The sequence below is a fragment of the Octadecabacter dasysiphoniae genome, from assembly GCF_021532615.1.
Lineage (GTDB): Bacteria > Pseudomonadota > Alphaproteobacteria > Rhodobacterales > Rhodobacteraceae > Octadecabacter > Octadecabacter dasysiphoniae.
In genome coordinates, this window is sequence record NZ_JAKGAQ010000001.1 from 1,396,862 (window position 1) to 1,414,694 (window position 17,833).

General features: G+C 55.1%; 20 protein-coding genes and 1 tRNA gene. 6 read left to right on the forward strand and 15 right to left on the reverse strand.

Annotated elements, in window-relative coordinates:
• Window positions 1-48 precede the first annotated feature (48 nt).
• A complete protein-coding gene (locus tag L0664_RS06750) occupies window positions 49-684 on the forward strand; it encodes a thiamine phosphate synthase (RefSeq protein WP_235224854.1) in 636 nt (211 codons plus the stop codon).
• Here the strand turns inward: L0664_RS06750 and olsA are convergent.
• The 3 genes from olsA to L0664_RS06765 all read right to left on the reverse strand — a co-directional run bounded on the left by olsA (window position 655) and on the right by L0664_RS06765 (window position 2,549).
• Entirely contained in the window at window positions 655-1,488 is an 834-nt protein-coding gene (gene olsA / locus L0664_RS06755; RefSeq protein WP_235224855.1) for a lyso-ornithine lipid O-acyltransferase, read from the reverse strand. The genes L0664_RS06750 and olsA overlap by 30 nt on opposite strands.
• The gene (gene olsB / locus L0664_RS06760) at window positions 1,485-2,255 is read right to left on the reverse strand and encodes an L-ornithine N(alpha)-acyltransferase (RefSeq protein WP_235224856.1); all 771 of its coding nucleotides are present in this window, start codon (window positions 2,253-2,255) and stop codon (window positions 1,485-1,487) included. Before olsB ends, olsA begins: the two co-directional genes overlap by 4 nt.
• A gap of 114 nt (window positions 2,256-2,369) precedes the next feature.
• Window positions 2,370-2,549 (reverse strand): DUF3553 domain-containing protein, encoded by a 180-nt coding sequence (locus tag L0664_RS06765; protein ID WP_235224857.1) that lies wholly within the window; start codon window positions 2,547-2,549, stop codon window positions 2,370-2,372.
• Window positions 2,550-2,639: 90 nt separating this feature from the next.
• On the opposite strand from L0664_RS06765, the gene L0664_RS06770 reads away from it, so the two are divergent.
• The gene (locus L0664_RS06770) at window positions 2,640-3,170 is read left to right on the forward strand and encodes a histidine phosphotransferase family protein (protein ID WP_235224858.1); all 531 of its coding nucleotides are present in this window, start codon (window positions 2,640-2,642) and stop codon (window positions 3,168-3,170) included.
• 3 nt (window positions 3,171-3,173) lie between these two features.
• On the opposite strand, the gene L0664_RS06775 is transcribed toward L0664_RS06770, so the two are convergent.
• The 8 genes from L0664_RS06775 to rplU all read right to left on the reverse strand — a co-directional run bounded on the left by L0664_RS06775 (window position 3,174) and on the right by rplU (window position 9,466).
• Entirely contained in the window at window positions 3,174-4,421 is a 1,248-nt protein-coding gene (locus tag L0664_RS06775; protein ID WP_235224859.1) for a glutamate-5-semialdehyde dehydrogenase, read from the reverse strand.
• Complete coding sequence (gene proB / locus L0664_RS06780; protein ID WP_235224860.1) at window positions 4,421-5,524, reverse strand: glutamate 5-kinase; 1,104 nt, start codon at window positions 5,522-5,524, stop codon at window positions 4,421-4,423. Before proB ends, L0664_RS06775 begins: the two co-directional genes overlap by 1 nt.
• Complete coding sequence (gene obgE, locus L0664_RS06785) at window positions 5,512-6,546, reverse strand: GTPase ObgE (RefSeq protein ID WP_235224861.1); 1,035 nt, start codon at window positions 6,544-6,546, stop codon at window positions 5,512-5,514. Before obgE ends, proB begins: the two co-directional genes overlap by 13 nt.
• A gap of 53 nt (window positions 6,547-6,599) precedes the next feature.
• Window positions 6,600-7,148 carry a GNAT family N-acetyltransferase gene (locus L0664_RS06790; RefSeq protein ID WP_235224862.1) on the reverse strand — a complete coding sequence of 183 codons (549 nt, stop codon included), beginning with the start codon at window positions 7,146-7,148 and terminating at the stop codon, window positions 6,600-6,602.
• Window positions 7,145-7,765, reverse strand: coding sequence for a LysE family translocator (locus L0664_RS06795; protein ID WP_235224863.1), 621 nt, complete (start codon window positions 7,763-7,765; stop codon window positions 7,145-7,147). Before L0664_RS06795 ends, L0664_RS06790 begins: the two co-directional genes overlap by 4 nt.
• Window positions 7,762-8,310, reverse strand: a complete 549-nt coding sequence (locus tag L0664_RS06800) for a GNAT family N-acetyltransferase (protein ID WP_235224864.1) — start codon at window positions 8,308-8,310, stop codon at window positions 7,762-7,764. The genes L0664_RS06795 and L0664_RS06800 overlap by 4 nt, the downstream gene beginning before the upstream one ends.
• Window positions 8,311-8,423: 113 nt before the next feature.
• Window positions 8,424-8,693, reverse strand: coding sequence for a 50S ribosomal protein L27 (gene rpmA / locus L0664_RS06805; RefSeq protein WP_235224865.1), 270 nt, complete (start codon window positions 8,691-8,693; stop codon window positions 8,424-8,426).
• A gap of 11 nt (window positions 8,694-8,704) precedes the next feature.
• Window positions 8,705-9,466, reverse strand: a complete 762-nt coding sequence (gene rplU, locus L0664_RS06810) for a 50S ribosomal protein L21 (RefSeq protein WP_235224866.1) — start codon at window positions 9,464-9,466, stop codon at window positions 8,705-8,707.
• A gap of 184 nt (window positions 9,467-9,650) precedes the next feature.
• On the opposite strand from rplU, the gene L0664_RS06815 reads away from it, so the two are divergent.
• Window positions 9,651-10,013 carry a hypothetical protein gene (locus L0664_RS06815; protein ID WP_235224867.1) on the forward strand — a complete coding sequence of 121 codons (363 nt, stop codon included), beginning with the start codon at window positions 9,651-9,653 and terminating at the stop codon, window positions 10,011-10,013.
• Here L0664_RS06815 and L0664_RS06820 read toward each other — a convergent pair.
• Window positions 10,010-10,831: a hypothetical protein gene (locus L0664_RS06820; RefSeq protein ID WP_235224868.1), complete on the reverse strand. Its 822-nt coding sequence runs from the start codon at window positions 10,829-10,831 to the stop codon at window positions 10,010-10,012. The two genes, L0664_RS06815 and L0664_RS06820, sit on opposite strands and share 4 nt — an antisense overlap.
• A gap of 156 nt (window positions 10,832-10,987) precedes the next feature.
• Between L0664_RS06820 and L0664_RS06825 the strand changes: the two genes are divergently transcribed.
• Together L0664_RS06825 and L0664_RS06830 are read left to right on the forward strand one after the other, a co-directional pair.
• A tRNA-Ser gene (locus L0664_RS06825) sits at window positions 10,988-11,077 on the forward strand.
• An 83-nt stretch (window positions 11,078-11,160) separates the two neighbouring features.
• Window positions 11,161-12,459, forward strand: coding sequence for a phage integrase SAM-like domain-containing protein (locus tag L0664_RS06830; protein ID WP_235224869.1), 1,299 nt, complete (start codon window positions 11,161-11,163; stop codon window positions 12,457-12,459).
• Here the strand turns inward: L0664_RS06830 and L0664_RS06835 are convergent.
• The gene (locus L0664_RS06835) at window positions 12,448-12,879 is read right to left on the reverse strand and encodes a helix-turn-helix domain-containing protein (RefSeq protein ID WP_235224870.1); all 432 of its coding nucleotides are present in this window, start codon (window positions 12,877-12,879) and stop codon (window positions 12,448-12,450) included. The genes L0664_RS06830 and L0664_RS06835 overlap by 12 nt on opposite strands.
• Window positions 12,880-13,656: 777 nt before the next feature.
• Between L0664_RS06835 and L0664_RS06840 the strand changes: the two genes are divergently transcribed.
• Window positions 13,657-15,315: a hypothetical protein gene (locus tag L0664_RS06840; RefSeq protein WP_235224871.1), complete on the forward strand. Its 1,659-nt coding sequence runs from the start codon at window positions 13,657-13,659 to the stop codon at window positions 15,313-15,315.
• Between the two features lie 53 nt (window positions 15,316-15,368).
• Here the strand turns inward: L0664_RS06840 and L0664_RS06845 are convergent, their stop codons facing one another.
• Window positions 15,369-16,082 (reverse strand): competence protein CoiA, encoded by a 714-nt coding sequence (locus L0664_RS06845; protein WP_235224872.1) that lies wholly within the window; start codon window positions 16,080-16,082, stop codon window positions 15,369-15,371.
• A gap of 612 nt (window positions 16,083-16,694) precedes the next feature.
• Window positions 16,695-17,306 carry a hypothetical protein gene (locus tag L0664_RS06850; RefSeq protein ID WP_235224873.1) on the reverse strand — a complete coding sequence of 204 codons (612 nt, stop codon included), beginning with the start codon at window positions 17,304-17,306 and terminating at the stop codon, window positions 16,695-16,697.
• Window positions 17,307-17,833 lie beyond the last annotated feature (527 nt).

A 17,833-nucleotide genomic window follows, 5' to 3' on the forward strand; every position in this document is an offset into this window, starting at 1 on the left:
TTCGCAATGCGCCCGCTATAGCGATGCCACCAACAAAAGGCCGCGCACATGACTGACGACATCTTTCCCGAAAAAGAACCTCCACGCATCTACCTCATCACACCGAGCGAGGTTGATCTGGCGACTTTCCCCGACCGCCTCACGTCTTGCCTGGATGCAACAGACGTGGCCTGCGTGCGCCTGTCGCTGGGCAGCACGGACGAAACGGTCATCGCGAAAACCGCAGATGCGTTGCGTCTTATTACGCATGACCGCGATGTCGCGCTGGTCATCGATACCCATGTGATGATGGTCGAACGCCTTGGCCTTGATGGGGTGCACCTGACGGACGCGGCCCGCACCATCAAAGCAGTGCGCAAGGAACTGGGCGATGATGCGATCATCGGCAGCAATTGTTACGCCTCGCGCCATAACGCTATGACTGCTTGCGAACTTGGTGCGGATTACATCACCTTTGGCCCTGTCGGTGACACGCCGCTTGGCAACAGCCAAAAAGCAGAGCTTGAGCTGTTCCAGTGGTGGTCCCAGATGATCGAAGTGCCCGTCGTCGCCGAAGGCGCGCTGACGGAACAGTTGATTGGCGATTTGTCCCCGCACACGGATTTCTTTGGTATCGGTGATGAGGTCTGGGGCACGGATAATCCCGCCAAGACACTAGCCGGATTTGCGGCCCAAATGGTCTGAATGGCCCGCGCGCACGGCGGCCTCCAGGTGCGCGGCCAGCGCCTTACGATTGGCAAAATCCGCGACCTTGACAGGTGCATGATACACAACCGTCACCGATCCTTGGGGTGACTGCGCCAAAGTTGCCAGCAGATGTGTGCCGAATTCCATGTCCCCCCACCAACCGTAATGGCGCACGTCTGCGCCTTCGGGTGCTGTGTAAATCACTGAAACAGGTTGGATCGCCAACGTGTCCCGTAGGACGTCATCCATAAAAGCCGCAAACAATGTCGGCTTGAACGCGATAACCTGCTGGCCATCCGTTGATGTGCCTTCGGGGAAAAACAGCAATTTGTGGCCATGGCCCAAGCGGTCGCGAAACACATCGATCTGATGAGCCGCCTGCGTGCGGTTCCGTGCAATAAACACCGTCCCCGTCGCCCGCGCGAGCCAACCAATCCCCGGCCACTTCGCCACCTCGGCCTTGGACACGAAATATATCCGCTTGGCCGCATTCAGCGCAAATATATCAAGCCAGGACGAATGGTTGGCCACCACCGCGCCCGCACCCGCCATAGGCGTTCCCACACGTTTGTACCCGATCCCCATCAACACAAAAGAAGACCGACAGACAAACTGGGTGATATAAGGCGTCACAGGGCGGCCCTGCCCGCACAGCGGCCGTTCAATCAAACGGACAAGCAACAACAGCGCTAAACACCCGAATGTCAGCGCCCCGACCAGAACACCGCGTAGGACCACACGCAGCCACCCCATCGGCGTTATCTTGTGGGTTTCTGGCAGGTCGTCAGACGTCCATGTCATGAACTATCCCCTCGCGGCATCGCGCCGTAAATTGCTGCCTGTCGCGGGTTCATCCGCGCAGTGTCCAGCACAAGACACACATCCGTTGTGTTAAATGCATGATCCACAAACGCCCCGTCCCCGACAAAACCCCCAAGCCGCAGGTAGGCCTTAATCAAGGCTGGCACCTGTTTCATCGCGCCAACGCGATCAATGTCCTTTGTCAGCGCCATGGGTTGGTAAACCTGTGACCGCACATTCAAATCAGCAGGCGCCGCGTGATCACGCGCCAGCAGCGACAGGGGTTGTGCCAGCTTGTCTAGATCGGTGCCATGAAAACTGGCCACACCAAACAAGACCTCAGCCCCCTTGTCGCGCACGACCTGCGCAAGACCCTGCCAAAGATGCAGCATCGCCGCACCGCCGCGATACTCGGGATGCAGGCAAGACCGCCCAAGCTCCAACAACGGGCGGCCTGACGCCTCAAGCGCGGTCAGATCGTATTCATCACTCGAATAAAACTGCCCCGCAGCGTCCCGTGCCGTGCGGTCCATCAATCGATACACCCCGACAACCTGCGCATCCGCCGGACGGGCCGTGTCTACCAACAACAACTGCTCGGCATGTTCATCAAATCGGTCACGTTCAAGCCCGCGGTCATGATCGACCAGCGGCCCGTCTGCGCCCAATTCTTCAACAAAAACAGAATACCGCAGCGCCTGGCCAGCCAGAACATCAGCCTGTGTACACGCCAACCGCGTCTCAAAAATTGGCGCAGGTCGGGTCATCTGTGAAAGCTATCCAATCAATTCGCGTTGCGTCCTTTTAGTCACGCAAACCGTGACGGGCAACCGCGCCCCTTGATTGGCGGATTACCGCGCATATACATCTATAACGAGCATTTACCCAAACGATACAACCTCCAACGTCACCGTTTCTTCACGAATAACCACTTTACCATGTTCTTGAAAATTCACCGTGACCGCACCGCCAACGGATGACTGAACCTGCCCCAGCCCCCATTCGGGTTTGCCGGGGAGTTTCACAATCATCCCGGGTTCATACAAAGACTGAAACGCCATAATTTTCCGGAGCCTCCTTTGACTCAATCCGCCCCTCCAAACCTCACAGCATTGCTTGGTTCAAGGATCTGTCACGACCTCATTAACCCATTGGGCGCAATCGGCAACGGGATTGAACTTCTCGGCCTTGCAGGTGTGGCGGGCGGCGAAGAAATGACGCTGGTATCAGACAGCGTCGAAAACGCGACCGCTAAGCTGAAATTTCTGCGATTGGCCTTCGGGGATGCCACGTCGGACCAGACCGTGGCACGCTCTGAAATCCTCACCACGCTCGAGGCGATGGCCCGTGGCGGGCGGCTCAGTTATTCATGGAACGTCCCGGGCGATCCAGCCCGATTGGACGTGCGCACAGCGCTTTTGGCGGTGATGTGTGTCGAAACTGCACTGCCTTTGGGCGGTGACATCGATATTACGCTCACCGCGAGCAATTGGACCGTGTACGCAAAACACGACCGCCTGAACCTCGATCCGGCGCTATGGGCCCCTCTCGCCAAAGGGGTTTGCCCAGATGAGCTGAGCGCGAGCCAGGTTCATTTTGGCATCCTGCCCGGCATGGCCTGTTACGCCGAACGGCAGCTTTCGATGACCCATGGTGCTGACTGGGTGCAGATCAGTTTCTAACGCTCAGGCGCGCAGCGTACCGTTACCAACGACCAGATATTTGAAACTGGTCAGCTGGGCCGCGCCGACAGGCCCGCGCGCGTGCATCTTGCCCGTCGCAATGCCAATTTCCGCGCCCATCCCGAATTCGCCACCATCCGCAAACTGTGTGGACGCGTTGCGCATCAGGATCGCGCTATCAAGACGTGCAAAGAATGTGTCAGCGGCACTGTCATCCTCGGTCAGAATGCAATCGGTGTGATTGGACCCGAACGATTGAATGTGATCAATGGCTTCGTCAATATTATCAACGACTTTCGCCGCGATCTTCATGTCGAGGAACTCCATCCCCCAATCGTCAGCCGTGGCCTGCGACGTCCCTGTCAGCCCTTGGGCATGCACATCTACACCCGCCGCCATCAGGTCATTCACGATCTCTTGGCCAAGACCTGCGGCATCGCGGTGCACCAGCAAACATTCCGCCGCACCGCAAATACCCGTGCGCCGCGTCTTTGCGTTCAGAACCACCGCCCGCGCCTTTACAGGATCTGCATCTTTATCAATGTAGATGTGAACGATGCCTTCAAGGTGGGCGAACACCGGCACGCGGGCCTCTTTTTGCACAAGCCCGACAAGCCCTTTACCACCGCGCGGCACAATCACGTCAATCGTGTCGGTCATAGTCAGCATTTCACGTACCGCCGCACGATCGCGCGTGGGGACCAGTTGCACAGCATCCACAGGCAGGCCCGCAGCGCGCAATCCGTCCTGCAAAGCCGCATGGATCGCACCCGAGCTGTGGAAACTTTCAGACCCGCCGCGCAGGATCACAGCATTGCCAGCTTTCAGGCACAGCGCACCTGCATCCGCCGTCACGTTGGGGCGGCTTTCATAGATCACACCAATCACCCCCAACGGCGTGCGCACCCGGCGAATGTTTAGCCCGGTTGGCTGGGTCCATTCCTCCAACACCGCGCCAACAGGATCATCTTGCGCGGCCACAGACCGCAGCCCGTCAACCATGCCTTGAATGCGGGGCTCATCCAGCATCAAACGATCCAGCATCGCAGGGCTAAGCCCCTTGTCGCGGCCAAATTCCATATCCTTGGCGTTGGCCGCAATAATCTCGGCCCGCGCGGCCCAAACCGCATCCGCCGCCCCCATCAACGCGGCTGTTTTCGCGTCCGGTGTCGCGCTGGCCAATGTCTTTGCCGCCGCTTTCGCACGTGCGCCAATGTCGGCCATCAAGTCGGGAATAGTCGTGTCGGTCATCAGATCACCATATCATCGCGATGAATAAAAACGCTGCGGCCTTCATAGCCAAGTGCAGCGGCAATGTCTTGGCTGCGCAACCCTTTGATTGCGGCGGCCTCTGTGCTGGAATACCGCGTCAGGCCGCGCCCCAGCTGGTCCCCGCTGATTGACACAATCGCGACGGGATCACCGCGCTGATATGTACCCGTCGTCTGTGTGATCCCGATCGGCAGCAGGGATTTGCCTGACAACAATGCGGCCTGCGCACCGCCATCCACCGTAACAGAGGCCTGCGGTTTCATCGCCGCGATCCAGCGTTTGCGCGCGGCTTGGGGGTTTGTCTGTGCACTAAACCAAGTGCAACGCCCACCATCTTCCAGCGTTTTCAACGGGTTTAGTGGCGTTCCTAAAGTAATCACCATGGCGCAACCCGCGTCTGTAGCAAGTTTCGCCGCCATGATCTTGGTCTTCATACCGCCCTTAGACAGACCTGATCCCGCATCACCGGCCTGTGCCTCAATCTCTGGCGTGATTTTATCAACGATATCATAATGCTGCGCGGCGCTGTTCACCTTCGGGTTGTCTGTATAGAGGCCATCCACATCAGACAGCAATACCAGACAATCCGCCCCAGCCGTCACGGCCACCTGTGCTGCAAGGCGGTCATTATCACCATACCGGATTTCGTCTGTCGCCACGGTATCATTTTCGTTCACAATCGGGGTCACACCCAGCGACAACAGCGTTTCCATCGTCGCCCGCGAATTCAGGTATCGGCGCCGATCCTCGGAATCCTCAAGCGTCACCAAAACCTGCCCTGTGGTAATCCCGAACGGTGCCAAGGCTTCTTCATAAGCGCGCGCCAACCGGATTTGTCCAACAGCGGCGGCCGCCTGTGATTGCTCAAGCGGCAAATCCCCACCCGACAAGCCCAGCACGCCGCGCCCCAGCGCGATTGATCCTGAAGACACCAAAATAACGTCCGTCCCACGTGCACGAATGGCCGCCACATCTTGCGCGAGGGATTTCAGCCACTCCGTCCGCAGCCCGCTTTCGCGGTCCACCAACAAGGCGGACCCGATCTTAACAACCAGTCGTTTTGCGGACCCTAGGGACGCCACGGTTCTTGCTCCTCGGGGGCGTTCTGGCGAATTTTGTCATCCTCGATCTCAACCTTGAGGGCGCGCAGCACATCCACCGTACCTTCACCTGTGGCACCGGACATCATCATCACATCAACGCCTGTTCCGGCCTTGATCTCATCAGCGATAAATTTGCGTTCTTCGGCATCCAGCGTGTCGACCTTGTTCAAAACAGTCACGCGCGGCTTGTCGGCCAACGCACCGCCGTAAGCCTCAAGCTCTCCGATGATGGTTTTGTAATCCCCTACGGGATCACCCGACGTGCCGTCAATCAAATGCAACAGAACCGAACAGCGTTCAACGTGGCCAAGGAACAAATCACCCAGACCTTTTCCATCGCTCGCGCCTTTGATCAGGCCCGGAATGTCTGCGACCACGAATTCACCCCCGTCAACGCCCACAACACCAAGGTTGGGGATCAATGTGGTGAATGGATAATCGGCAATCTTGGGCCGCGCGTTGGATGTTGCCGCCAGAAACGTCGATTTACCCGCATTCGGCAAGCCCAACAAACCAGCATCAGCGATCAATTTCAGCCGCAGCCAGATTGTGCGCTCAATACCCTCTTGTCCGGGGTTTGCGCGTCTTGGGGCTTGGTTTGTGGCGGTTTTGAAGTGCAGGTTGCCCCAGCCGCCATTACCACCCTTGGCCAATACAACGCGTTGGCCGGTTTCCGACAGATCAACCAGAACCGTTTCCTGATCTTCGTCCATAATCTCGGTTCCGGTCGGAACCTTTAGCAGAATGTCGTTGCCATCCGCACCCGTGCGCTGCTGGCCTTTGCCCGCCTCACCGTTTTTCGCGAAAAAGTGCTGCTGATACCGGAAATCGATCAACGTATTCAGGTTATCAACCGCCTCAACGATCACATCACCACCTTTACCGCCGTCCCCGCCATTGGGGCCACCGTATTCGATGTATTTCTCGCGCCGGAACGCGATGCACCCGCCGCCGCCAGTACCAGAGCGGATATAGACTTTGCACAGGTCGAGGAATTTCATCGCTTCAGCTTTCTTAACATTTGGTCAGGCGATACGCGAAAGACGCGCGCGCCTCAAGCAGCAGCACCCATCTTACGCGCATAGGTCCACGTGGGCACAACACCATTGCGCGCAACACTGAATGTTTCGGCATCCCCAAGATAGGCGAAGCCCGCATTGGTCAGGATGCGTGCGGACGTCGGATTGTCCTGAAACACCTCCGCATAGATATCGCAGGCGCCTTGCGGGTTTGCCTGCAAAATCGCGTCCACCGCTTGGGTTGCGATGCCTGTGTTCCAGAACGCAGGCGCCACCCAATATCGCAGCTCGGATTGGTTGCGATCAAGGCGCGTCAGCTTCAGCACGCCCATCACCTCGGCGTGGTCAAAGGCAGACCCGTCAATCACCCAGAATTCAGTGTTGGTGTCGTCTTCGCCCGCGCGTTCAATCCGGCCGGCAATGTATTCGGGCGGCAAAGGATGCGGGATCGAACGGGTCATTTTCGCTACCCGCTGATCGCCCAGATGCAATTCGAGCAAGCCCTTGTCAGACATCTGCAACGGGCGCAGCAAAAAGCGGTCCGTTTCAATGACGGGCTGTATGGTCTGGGTTGTATCGGTCATAGGATGTCCTTCGTAACAAGTGCGCTGCCAAACAGCGCGTAGATGACAGACGCGACGGTCAATCCCGCCAACGTCCACATCAGGTATTTCTCCCCCGGAGTTCCGGCCAAGGTTGCCGCGATCTTTTGCCCTGCATAGGTCCAGATCGGGTGCAGCACGATTTGTAATCCCAATAGACAGATGGCAATCGTTGCCGTGGCTTGCAAGGGGGGCGTGCCGGTGGCGACAAACGTGGTAAAGCCGGTGGTGATCATCCCCCAAGCCTTTGGATTCAAAGGGTGTACGATCAGACCGGCCATAAATCCGGGCGGCGCTTCGTCCACGTCACCAACCTTCAGGCGCATTCCCGCCACGCGGTAGGCCAGCCACAGAATATAGGCAACCGACACCCATTTCAGGGTCTCGAAAATCAACGGATAATCATCCTGGATCGCCAACAGACCAAGGCCAAGCGGCCAGATGATCAATTGCTTGCCAAGCGCGACACCCGCCACAAACGGCAGCGCACGCCGCAATCCAAACCGCGCGCCCGTGGCCAACAAAACCATGTTCGCAGGCCCAGGCGTGCCCACTTGGGACGCGGCAAACGCGAGAAAGGGTAGGATTGCGACGCTCATGTCAGGAATTCCCGCGCGAGAATGCCCATGACAAGATCATCCTGCCAGACATTACCAACACGCGCGCTTTCCCGAGTGCGGCCTTCCTCGACAAATCCCAGCTTGCGGTAGCACGCAATTGCCCGCTCATTATCGGCCATGACATGCAAACCGATCCGATGTAGCCCAAGCGTGCCAAAGGCATGGGTCAACATCAACCGCATGGCCGCTGTTCCAATGCCTTGACCCAATTTCGCTTCGTCTACGAGGCCTATGGCAATTGTCGCGCGCCGGTCAGTGCCATCGACCGAATGCAGGAATACTGCCCCGACGAGGGCGCCGCCATGCTCAATGATGAAGTGATGATCCTTGCGCAGATGCTCCTCGACCCACGCCTCGGTCTCCGCCAGCGTGTATGGCCCCAACGACGTGGCATCCACGCCGTAGCCACGCAAAATCTCTGCTGATCGACCCAGCGCGAAGCGTGCAGCGACATCTGCGGCTACAGGTGCCCGCAAACGCAGGATGTCATTCCCCAAAACGGGGCGGTTATGTGGATCAATCATGTGCCCCTCCCTTTCTGGGTTTTGGACATTCAGGTTCTGCAATAACTCTCACAACAACGAAAAAGGGGCCGGTGAACACCGACCCCTTCAATTTCAATCACGTTGAAGTGCGGTTACTCGGCGGCTTCCGCCATCGGAGCCACAGAAATAAACGTGCGGCCCTTAAAGCCTTTGCGGAAGGTAACGTTGCCTTCGACGGTTGCAAAAATCGTGTGATCTTTGCCTTCGCCAACGCCTTCACCCGGCCACCACTTGTTGCCACGCTGACGTGCAATGATGTTGCCCGGAATGACGTTCTCGCCACCGAATTTCTTGATGCCAAGACGGCGACCTGCGGAGTCGCGACCGTTACGGGATGAACCGCCTGCTTTTTTATGTGCCATGGTGTCTCTCCTTAACCTTTAGCGAATTCTGCGGCTTGCTTGAGCCACTCATCGCGGTCAATGCGACCTTTGAAGTTCAATACGTCGTCCATAGCAGCAACCTCTTCAGGCGTCCATGCTGCGATCTGGGCGAATGTGGTAACGCCTTGCGCGTGAAGCTTTTTCACGATGACCGGTCCAACACCACTGATGCGTGTCAGATCGTCTGCGCCGTCAGTTGCAGCAGCAGCCTTTTTCGGCGCGGCCTTCTTGGCGGGTGCTTTTTCTTCAGCGGCTGGCTTGGCAGCGGCCTTAGGTGCAGCTTTTTTCGCAGCAGGCTTAGCGGCTTTCTTTGGTGCGGATGCACGCTCGGCAGCAGCAGCGGCTTTTTCGCTGGATGGCATGCCAGGGTTTGCAGCGCGCTCGATCATGGACGCAGACATAAAGCCCGTTCCGTTCAGCGCGGCCTTAACGCCGGACTTCCCTGCACCCTTTTCGAGGATGTCAGTGATGCGGACCAGTGTCAGTTGCTGACGGTGGCCTTTGGTACGCTTGGAGGAGTGCTTCCGGCGGCGCTTGACGAAGTTGATCGTCTTGTCGCCTTTGATCTGGTCGATCACTTCGGCCTGCACTCCAGCATCTTCAACCATGGGCGCGCCCACAGTGTTGCCAACCATCAGAACATCGTTGAATTGGATTGTATCGCCTGCTTCAGCAGCGATCTTTTCGACACGCAGCACGTCGCCTGATGCGACTCGGTACTGTTTGCCACCGGTTTTAAGAACCGCGAACATATCGTCTTCCTTTTTCAATCGCGTCTCTGGGGTCCCTTATTCCTAAGGCGTTTATCGCTTTCGCGACCCGTGGACAGCGCGCCCATCTGGGGCGAGATTTTGCTTACTCTGGGACAAATAACTTGCCCGGATGGCGGCTTATCGCGAAAGGTTTGGTTCAAGTCAACAGGTAGCAGGCCCCATCATGCGCAAATTCGCCTTTATTCTTATGACGCTGCCAGCCTTCATGATGGGCGGATGCACCAGCGATGCAAACCATCTGGGCGATCCATTGCTGTTGCCCCTCAACGCGCTTGGGTCAAGCCTCGGCAATGCGGCCTACGCCCAGACCCGCGGCAAGGTTGAGGTGTTCGTTAAAACCAACCACCCTGCCCTGATCGCCGACATCCAGCGCGGCGGTGGACCCACATTGACACAAGCCTTCGACATCGCGAACGTCCCCAAACCGATCCGCGCACAGCACACGCTGCAACTTCAATCCGACCTTGCGCTGTATGCCAACAATCTGGACGCGCTGATCGTCGCGATCATGGTTGTGTCCGCCTAAAGCTCCTGGCTGGTCATCTCATTGGCGGCGGCGCGCCCCAAGGACCAGCTGATCTGCGTGAACAAGCGATCAAAGCTTTCAAACATGGCGCGGTTTATATGCTCGCCCGCCTCGGTTTCCGAAAATGCAATGTAGGCTTGCAGGTCTGCGTCATCCAAGGGCGCGTAGGCCATATACAAGAATGAGTAGATCCACTCAGATGTGCTGTCGCGGATCTCGGCCTCTTGGCCCCAAACATCTGTCAGGATTTGTTCTTCGGTCAGCGCGCCCTGAAACGCGTTCCCCGCGACAAGCCCGTTAAAGAACGCAAGGTTGGAATTGAGCGCACCCGCGACGTTGGTCTCAATCAGGTTATTCGTCTCAATAAACTCACCGACCAACAAATACCGCGCGTCCATCTGGTCTTGTGCGATTAAAGCCGCCTCTTTGCTGGCCTCTTCTACCGCATCATCCAAAAGGGCACGTCGCCCGCTGACCTCAAGCCCGACAATCTTTTGCCCTTGCTCGGACCCGAAGAACTCAATCATCGGGGCCAGATCGCCGCCTTCAAGGGAGGTCCCAAAATCCTCACGCACGAGGGCGACCATCACATCGTAATTGTAAATCGTATCGACCGTCGCGGACCATTCCGCACTGGGCTCCCCCGCGAACAGGTCTTGCCCGATGGTTTCGCCGTAGCTGGCCCCTTCTTCGCGCATGATGTCCACGATCTCGGGCAGCATCAAAAGTTCAAATAATTGATCAATGTCCCGCTCTTGCGCTGTGGCAGGCAGGGCGAACGTGATGGCAGTGGCGAGGGTTGCGAAACGCATGAACATATGGCGGGCCTTTGTTGCTTCACTTTAGGAGTAAGCGCGCAAACGCGGGTTTCCAAGGGGCGACACGGATCACGCACGCAATTGTCACTAAATCCGCTTGCACGAACGGCGGGCTGGGCCTATCACGCCCCAGATTAACGCATGATCAACCGACGCGGAGAGGTGGCGGAGTGGTCGAACGTGGCGGTCTCGAAAACCGTTGAGCCTTTACGGGTTCCCAGGGTTCGAATCCCTGTCTCTCCGCCAACAGTTCCAGTTGACCAAAATCCCTGAATAAACTAGTAAAAACAGGAATATGTATAGCCTACGGCACTAGAACGGGAACTAAATTGGGAACTAATTATCACCCTCCTTCGCTGGTCCAGATACCCACCAAAGGCAATAAATGGTTCGTCGTGATCACCAAGCCGCAAGAATTGCAGCAGGCATCGAAGAACAAGCAGGTACGTCGTAGTACCAAGACGACGGACAAACGCTTGGCCGAAGCCAGACTCCCTGGGATCGCAAATGACATCTACAAAGAGTTTGATCGCGACCTAAAACCTCAACCCAGTTCGACAAGACCACCCAAACTGACTTATCTAACTGGAGAGGAAGCCTTGGCCATCAATGATGATCCGTGGGCCGCATTGAGACCGCTCCCAGCTTTCCAACCATCAAAGGACCCACAACACAGGCTGTCGCGGTTCATACAGTCATATGAGGAATACCTTCAGACCAATCAGGTCGCCGATAACAAAGAACGCAAATCCAAAATCACCTACTGCAACCAGTTTCTGGAGGTTACGGGTGACATCTTTATGGACGAAATCCAAAAGTACCACGCCTACCAGTTTGCAGAGTGGATGGCCGACAAAGGCTTAGCCAACAAGACCATCAAGAGCAGGGTCAGTAAAATATCCAAACTACTGATACGTGCCGAACAAACGGGGGTGATCAAAGACAGCCCCTTTGTTAACCTCTCACTAGCTGACTATGGACGACCATCAGAGTCCTACCTGCCCTTCTCGGTCGACGAGATGAAGGGTATCTTTGCGCAAGAGTTGTCAGATACAGATCGATTGGCGCTAACGCTTCTTGCAACGACGGGAGCACGTCTCGATGAAATCGCTCTCCTCAAATGGTCGCAGGTAAAGGTCGAAATGAGCGTTACGTTCCTTGACCTACGTAGTGCGGAACAGGTTAAGAACAGGCAGTCAAAGCGGGTAATTCCAATTCATTCGCGAGTGGAGCCGCTGCTTTCACAGCGCGGTAAGGGTCGTCTGTTTGACTACAGACTAGATGAAAACGGGAAAGCGCAAAATGCAGCAGGCAAACGTCTAAACCAGTACATCGACAATATAGTCGAACACCCTCTAAAGGTTCTGCACTCATTCAGAGGTACCTTCAAAGACATGTTGCGCGACTCTGGAGTTACCCCCGAAATGGCTAAGCAGCTTGAAGAAGGTGAAGTAAAACTGGCTGACATCGCCCAAGAGATTAATTCAGGACAAATCAGCAAAGAATTAAACGACCGCTTTACTGGACATGCGCAACAGGATGTTGCTGGAGGTTACGGACTGGGGCAAGCATTGATCCCTAGAGCGGCGGCGGTAGAAAGACTAGCCCTTGAGTTCTTACCCCGATAAATGACCTAGTGCCTTAACCATACCCTCAAACTTCTTGAGGTTTACCGAGTGATCGACAAGCTGTGCTTCGTCCAGCCCTTCAGTTTCGAGACGGTACAGTTCGATAGTCAGATCACCTCTTTGTGTCGATGTCAGAGAAATACCCAGCCGCTGAATCATTTCGTCGAGTTGGACGATTACATCGCGCATCAAGTTCAACTCAATCTTCTCCTTGAACGATGCATCGCGAAACAACTCGTGTGGTTCGATCTCGAAGGCCTTTGCAAGTTCGACGATCCTGTCCTGCGTCAGAGATGACGCCCCCCGTTCCAACCTTGATAGTTGCGTCACCGATAAGCCTAAGCGACCAGCCAACGTGTCCTGTGACAGTTTGAGTGCCTTTCGGAATTTTGCGACGTTGTTTGGGACCTTGGGCGACATAGGTTAAAGCCTGCTGTTGATTACCAGTCATAGTCGCCGATTTTCTCCTGTCTGTAGAGTAACGCTTTATGGCGTAATCATACGTTATCCGCCATATAATGACGTATATGATTCGAAAATACCCGCCTTGTGGTGTGTTTTTCACAACCCGTCATGCTGAAGAGGTATTGGATGACTAGTGGTCTGGTAAAATTTGGTCTGTTTGGAGCGGCTGTCGTAGGTATCGGCTTCTGGGTTGCTGAAGGTGTTGAACGCAAAAACGTTCGTGAATGCCTTGAACGGAACAGTCAGCAATACGGAATTGGAAGACAGCATCATGTCTACCTGACCGATGTGATTGAGGTCGAAGTCTATCGGTCCTACGGAGACGGTACCGCCACAAGGTTTGTGAAATATCTGATTCAAGGGTCCAGTAAACTTCAGTCGGCGACATGCCGATGGTGATCAGAACGATCATTCAGTCCATGTTGTTGGTCGTCTTATTGGCCACAACCAGTGTTGCCGAAAACTACCGCGTTCCGAATGCCGTGATGGATCAGGTCTCTGGTGTGCTTGGGGAAGACATGATCGCCACGCAGAGGATGCCACGGGACACTTCTATGCAGGTGCTGTCGCAGGGTGGTGTGCCGTTCGTCCGTTTCGTCGTTCGTGATGGCGATGTTGGAGGTGCACCTACAGATTCCGATCCATCCCACTCATCAGTCTTCAACCGCCCATATTGTCGATAGGTGGGCAAGCTTCACGGATGATCAAAGAGCCAACCTAGGCGAACGCATCATGACGGGGCCTGACAAGGCGACATACTGGTCTGATGAAGAGTATCCTGGCATTCGTAAAGAATTTGCGGCTCGGTATGCCCGCTACCTTGAGTTACAGGGGTGCACCCTGACCGCAGATCAAAGCACCCGTCTTGTAGAAATCACGTCTGGCATCGAGCGTTGGAACGACGGATGGGCCACTTCCACAGTTACCGAACGTGGCTCTCTTGTTGGCTGGGTCGGCACAGACGAAGCACCTGATGTCGTGCTGGACATTCCCGTCAGTGAGGTGGTCACCAGAGCCAAAGAGGACCTCAAACGTGACTTTGGTAGCTTCACGGAGAAACGACCGTTCACAGGGTTAGTCAAGGCCAAGCCTAGTAAGGCTCTTTCAGCCCTAAGCATTGCAGCGAAGAAAGAAGACTATCCAGAAAGTTTCTGGTCTGCACTCATCAACGAGATGCCAGACGATATATCTCCTAGGCTTCAGCGGGTGTTTTTGCATCGGTTGATCCAATTACCCCATTCGGTCGTTCGGGAATTGCGGCACACATTGGGGAGGTGGGTAGAGAAGAACCTCATCGGTATCGTTGAGTTTGATGATGATCTTGGATGGTCGGTATTTGATCACATTATAGATGGCATGGTCGAAGGCGGGGAAGAGGCTGTGGAAAGCGGTCTTGGTGAAATCCGACGCGGGGGAGAAGTTGTTCAGCAGTCACGGCGCACATACAGCCACGCTATCAATGGCCCACTGGGCATGTGTGCGGCGGCACTCTTTCATGCCGTTCCAGGTGAAAAACAAGAAGCGGGGTCGCTGATACCACAGCACATCAAAACGCGACTTGAACGCCTCTTTGCAGTACCAGGCGAAGGATCAGATCACACCGTCTCCATCACCGCCAGTAAGCTTAACTGGTTGATGCACGTTGATCCGAACTGGACTGAAGAACGCTTGGTCCCAATGCTTGCATTCGAACATCCAGCAGCGGAACCTGCATGGAATGGCTTCCTCCATAGCGGGAGGGTTCCGTGGTCACCACTTGCCAGCTTGCTCAAGCCGCTCTTGTTGGAGTTGTTGCCATGGGTTCGCCAGCGGCAATGGGACCGTGACCTCTCGAAGGTGGCGGCACAATGGCTGGGCTACATGGGAATCTTCAATCAGGATCAGCCTCATGGGCTAACAAAAAAAGAGATGCGCGACGTGCTGCGCTGCATGTCTGATGACACTCGCAATGACTTCATTTTTTGGCTCGGTAGGGTCGGTCAAGGCAACGATGACGGTTGGAACAAGCTGGTAGTCCCATTCATCGACGATGCTTGGCCCAGGGAACGTGTCTACCGCACGGCGTCTTCAACGAACTCGTGGATTGGCCTATTGGACGATACAAAGGATAGCTTCCCTGCTGTGTATGCATCGGTAAAGCAATTCTTGGTACCCGTGGAAACGGACCGACATCCGTTCTATCGATTCACACGGGAGTTGGATGATGAGACCCCACTAACTGCTTGTTTCCCAGCGGCGACCCTAGACTTGGTGAACACAGTCACTCCGAGTGCACTCACACGCCCGCCTTACGAATTGCCAAAGATACTCTCAGTCATCGCTGAGACCGCCCCAGAATTAACGTCAGATCATCGTTACTTGCGGCTGATCGATTTGGTCGAACGAAGCTGATCAAGATGATCGCTACTGTAAGGCTCCTCAGTCAACCTTGGCAAAGCTTCAGTTCAATAACGGCCACGATATGCTCTACGCATTCCACGGTTCGTGCGAGTCTGACGAGGCTTTCCGAACAAGACATCAGGTGGAACTGCACCCCCCAATATATTTTTCACTAGATCGGCTTTTGGGTAAAAAAATCCGTAGATCGTTCCGTGTTGGATGCGGCGAAGCAACCATACGTCATCCATTCCCAGGTCAAAGGCAATGATCACATTTAGACCAGCCCACTCTCTGAACAGGCGCACTTCTTCCGCCCAATAGATTTGGTAAACGGTTCCGCCATCCACATTGTGTTTTTGAGCGTCTCTGAGTGATCTGGTGAACTGTTCGATGTCGGTGGGGCGACGTGTGGCATCGACCACCCAGATGATGGGGCTGTGAAACTCAGTTCGTTTCTTGGCTTCAGCGGATTTCAGGTAAGAATGCTGAAACTCAACAACTAGACCAGCAGGTGTCCGTACATCAGCTATATGCAACTCACCATCGGCATCACGAGAGCCAATTTCCTGCCAGTCCGTTGGAAAATGATCCTTCCATTTGCGATGCCATTCAGTTTCGTTCTCCCACCAGTGATCGCAATGGCGACGCCCCTTATGCGCCCAGTGCCAGACTTTCCTGGTGCCACAACGGGCCACCAAGTCGGCACCGCAGCCAGGACATTTTCCCACCGCCTTCGGCGTCGCCTCAATCTTCGTTTCGTCTTGAATCGCAAATCTCATACAAACTATGTGGGGTCCAAGATATGAGATTTGAAGTGTCGCAACAGGACCGACATTCTCTCAGGCGTGGGGTCGGAAGACAGCCTTCATTGATACCAGATTGCTGCAATCAATGATTTTCATGGTAACTTGTTGGCTGGGCGGTTCGAATGCGTGAAGGGGATTTGAACTAGCTTGGACGGATGAGTAAGGGATTGGCATATGAGTGGCGAGTGAAACTTAGTCCCTGTCCTCGACTTAAAGATATAAGAATGGGAACTATCATGGGAACTGATACAGCAAAATTACATATATATTTCATCTGGTTAATATGAATTTCACATAATCCCTGTCTCTCCGCCATTTTCCCCTAAACAGTTAGCTCGCAATTACCTGATAGTAGGATGGAATTCGGCGTCTTCGCGTTTATCGCGACTCTCGGTATATACGATTTTTTCCACAAACGCGGAAAATGTCCGCCATGTATATTCTGAAGAAAAGTCGTCTGTTCCATCTCCACCGTCGCGTCCCGCGTGGGTTTCGCGCGGTTGAACCGCGCGAAACCATCTCGATCAGCCTGCACATCGCCTCGGAGTCTCAATCGTTGGCAGGAACGTGGTCATGTCCACGGCGCTATTGCGCGCCAATAAGCTGAACACTGACAGATGAAGCATACCGCCATGGCGTGCTCCCCGCCAACGCGCCACTTACAACAGTGGTCAGAATGGCTCCTGCAACGCCAGCATTTGTTGCAGTGGATATTTCTTTGTCTTCCGCAGTAATCGTTACAATGCCCTGAGCTTCACCAGTGGTACACGCAATGCGCAAGCTGTCAGGGCGTCCGCGCGCCTCGAGTTGGCGGCGCTGCACAAATGTTGGCACACGAACTTTTACAGGGCTCACAAAGTCGGCTGAAAACGCGTCAGACTCCATTCTGCATTCCGCACCAGCGACCTCCTGACGCGTCCGACCTTCACCAATATACGTGCGGACAACAATCTCGCCCGCCCCCGCAACACGGTCTTGATTGAAATCCTGTGCATACCGCGCAGCGACAGGTGCAGATTCAATCGGAATCGACGGCGAACCACACGCAGCCAACAAAACCAAAGCAACAGGAAAAATACGAGGTAAAAGGTTGCGTCGAACGTCCGGCGCGAAGGTGCCCGTATTCACCGCTGCATCGGTTTTGTCGGCAATCGTCAACGTCTCGCTGTGAGTTTGTTCATAAGTAGAGTTTTTCATCCGTTAGCCCCTGTGTTTTGAATATCATGAGTTCAGCCAACCACGCCGCCTTCGCACGTGATCTCGGGCTACGAAACGCAGGTTAGCGACACGGGTGAAATACCGATCCAAAGCATTGGCCAACATGGACAAACATTTGGCCGAAAACGGATTTCGCGTTGACGTCTTGCCAAAAGGTACCACCACCGGATCCTGCATATTCTCGTGCAATTTTTATGGAGGGTCATAGTGTGTGGAATATCCACAGGACCATTCCAACGGCCAGTAGATCAGCGATGCTGCATTGCAACGAACGCACGCGATTGGTCTAACAACAACGCTCCGCGATAGCAGCCAAGCACAGGGCCTTCGAACAGCAGGTCAGCACGAGGGCCATTCGTGAATCCGATAGACGGATTTGCGCCCTTCAAGTTCCAATATTTGGATGCAAAGCGCTTCACCGGTACGCAGTTCACGCAAGCCGCATCTTTTCAAAATGTTCGCTCCGATAAAGATGTCCTCGCCGTCGCCATAGCGGTTCACAAACC

Coding starts and splice junctions, on each gene's coding strand:
- L0664_RS06775 (WP_235224859.1), bottom strand. CDS start 4,421: ATGACCGACACGACTATTCCCGACTTGATGGCCGACATTGGCGCACGT.
- L0664_RS06790 (WP_235224862.1), bottom strand. CDS start 7,148: ATGACCGATACAACCCAGACCATACAGCCCGTCATTGAAACGGACCGC.
- rpmA (WP_235224865.1), bottom strand. CDS start 8,693: ATGGCACATAAAAAAGCAGGCGGTTCATCCCGTAACGGTCGCGACTCC.
- L0664_RS06765 (WP_235224857.1), bottom strand. CDS start 2,549: ATGGCGTTTCAGTCTTTGTATGAACCCGGGATGATTGTGAAACTCCCC.
- L0664_RS06795 (WP_235224863.1), bottom strand. CDS start 7,765: ATGAGCGTCGCAATCCTACCCTTTCTCGCGTTTGCCGCGTCCCAAGTG.
- L0664_RS06845 (WP_235224872.1), bottom strand. CDS start 16,082: ATGAGATTTGCGATTCAAGACGAAACGAAGATTGAGGCGACGCCGAAG.
- L0664_RS06800 (WP_235224864.1), bottom strand. CDS start 8,310: ATGATTGATCCACATAACCGCCCCGTTTTGGGGAATGACATCCTGCGT.
- olsA (WP_235224855.1), bottom strand. CDS start 1,488: ATGACATGGACGTCTGACGACCTGCCAGAAACCCACAAGATAACGCCG.
- L0664_RS06850 (WP_235224873.1), bottom strand. CDS start 17,306: ATGAAAAACTCTACTTATGAACAAACTCACAGCGAGACGTTGACGATT.
- L0664_RS06815 (WP_235224867.1), top strand. CDS start 9,651: ATGCGCAAATTCGCCTTTATTCTTATGACGCTGCCAGCCTTCATGATG.
- olsB (WP_235224856.1), bottom strand. CDS start 2,255: ATGACCCGACCTGCGCCAATTTTTGAGACGCGGTTGGCGTGTACACAG.
- L0664_RS06835 (WP_235224870.1), bottom strand. CDS start 12,879: ATGTCGCCCAAGGTCCCAAACAACGTCGCAAAATTCCGAAAGGCACTC.
- rplU (WP_235224866.1), bottom strand. CDS start 9,466: ATGTTCGCGGTTCTTAAAACCGGTGGCAAACAGTACCGAGTCGCATCA.
- L0664_RS06820 (WP_235224868.1), bottom strand. CDS start 10,831: ATGTTCATGCGTTTCGCAACCCTCGCCACTGCCATCACGTTCGCCCTG.
- obgE (WP_235224861.1), bottom strand. CDS start 6,546: ATGAAATTCCTCGACCTGTGCAAAGTCTATATCCGCTCTGGTACTGGC.
- L0664_RS06840 (WP_235224871.1), top strand. CDS start 13,657: ATGACGGGGCCTGACAAGGCGACATACTGGTCTGATGAAGAGTATCCT.
- L0664_RS06750 (WP_235224854.1), top strand. CDS start 49: ATGACTGACGACATCTTTCCCGAAAAAGAACCTCCACGCATCTACCTC.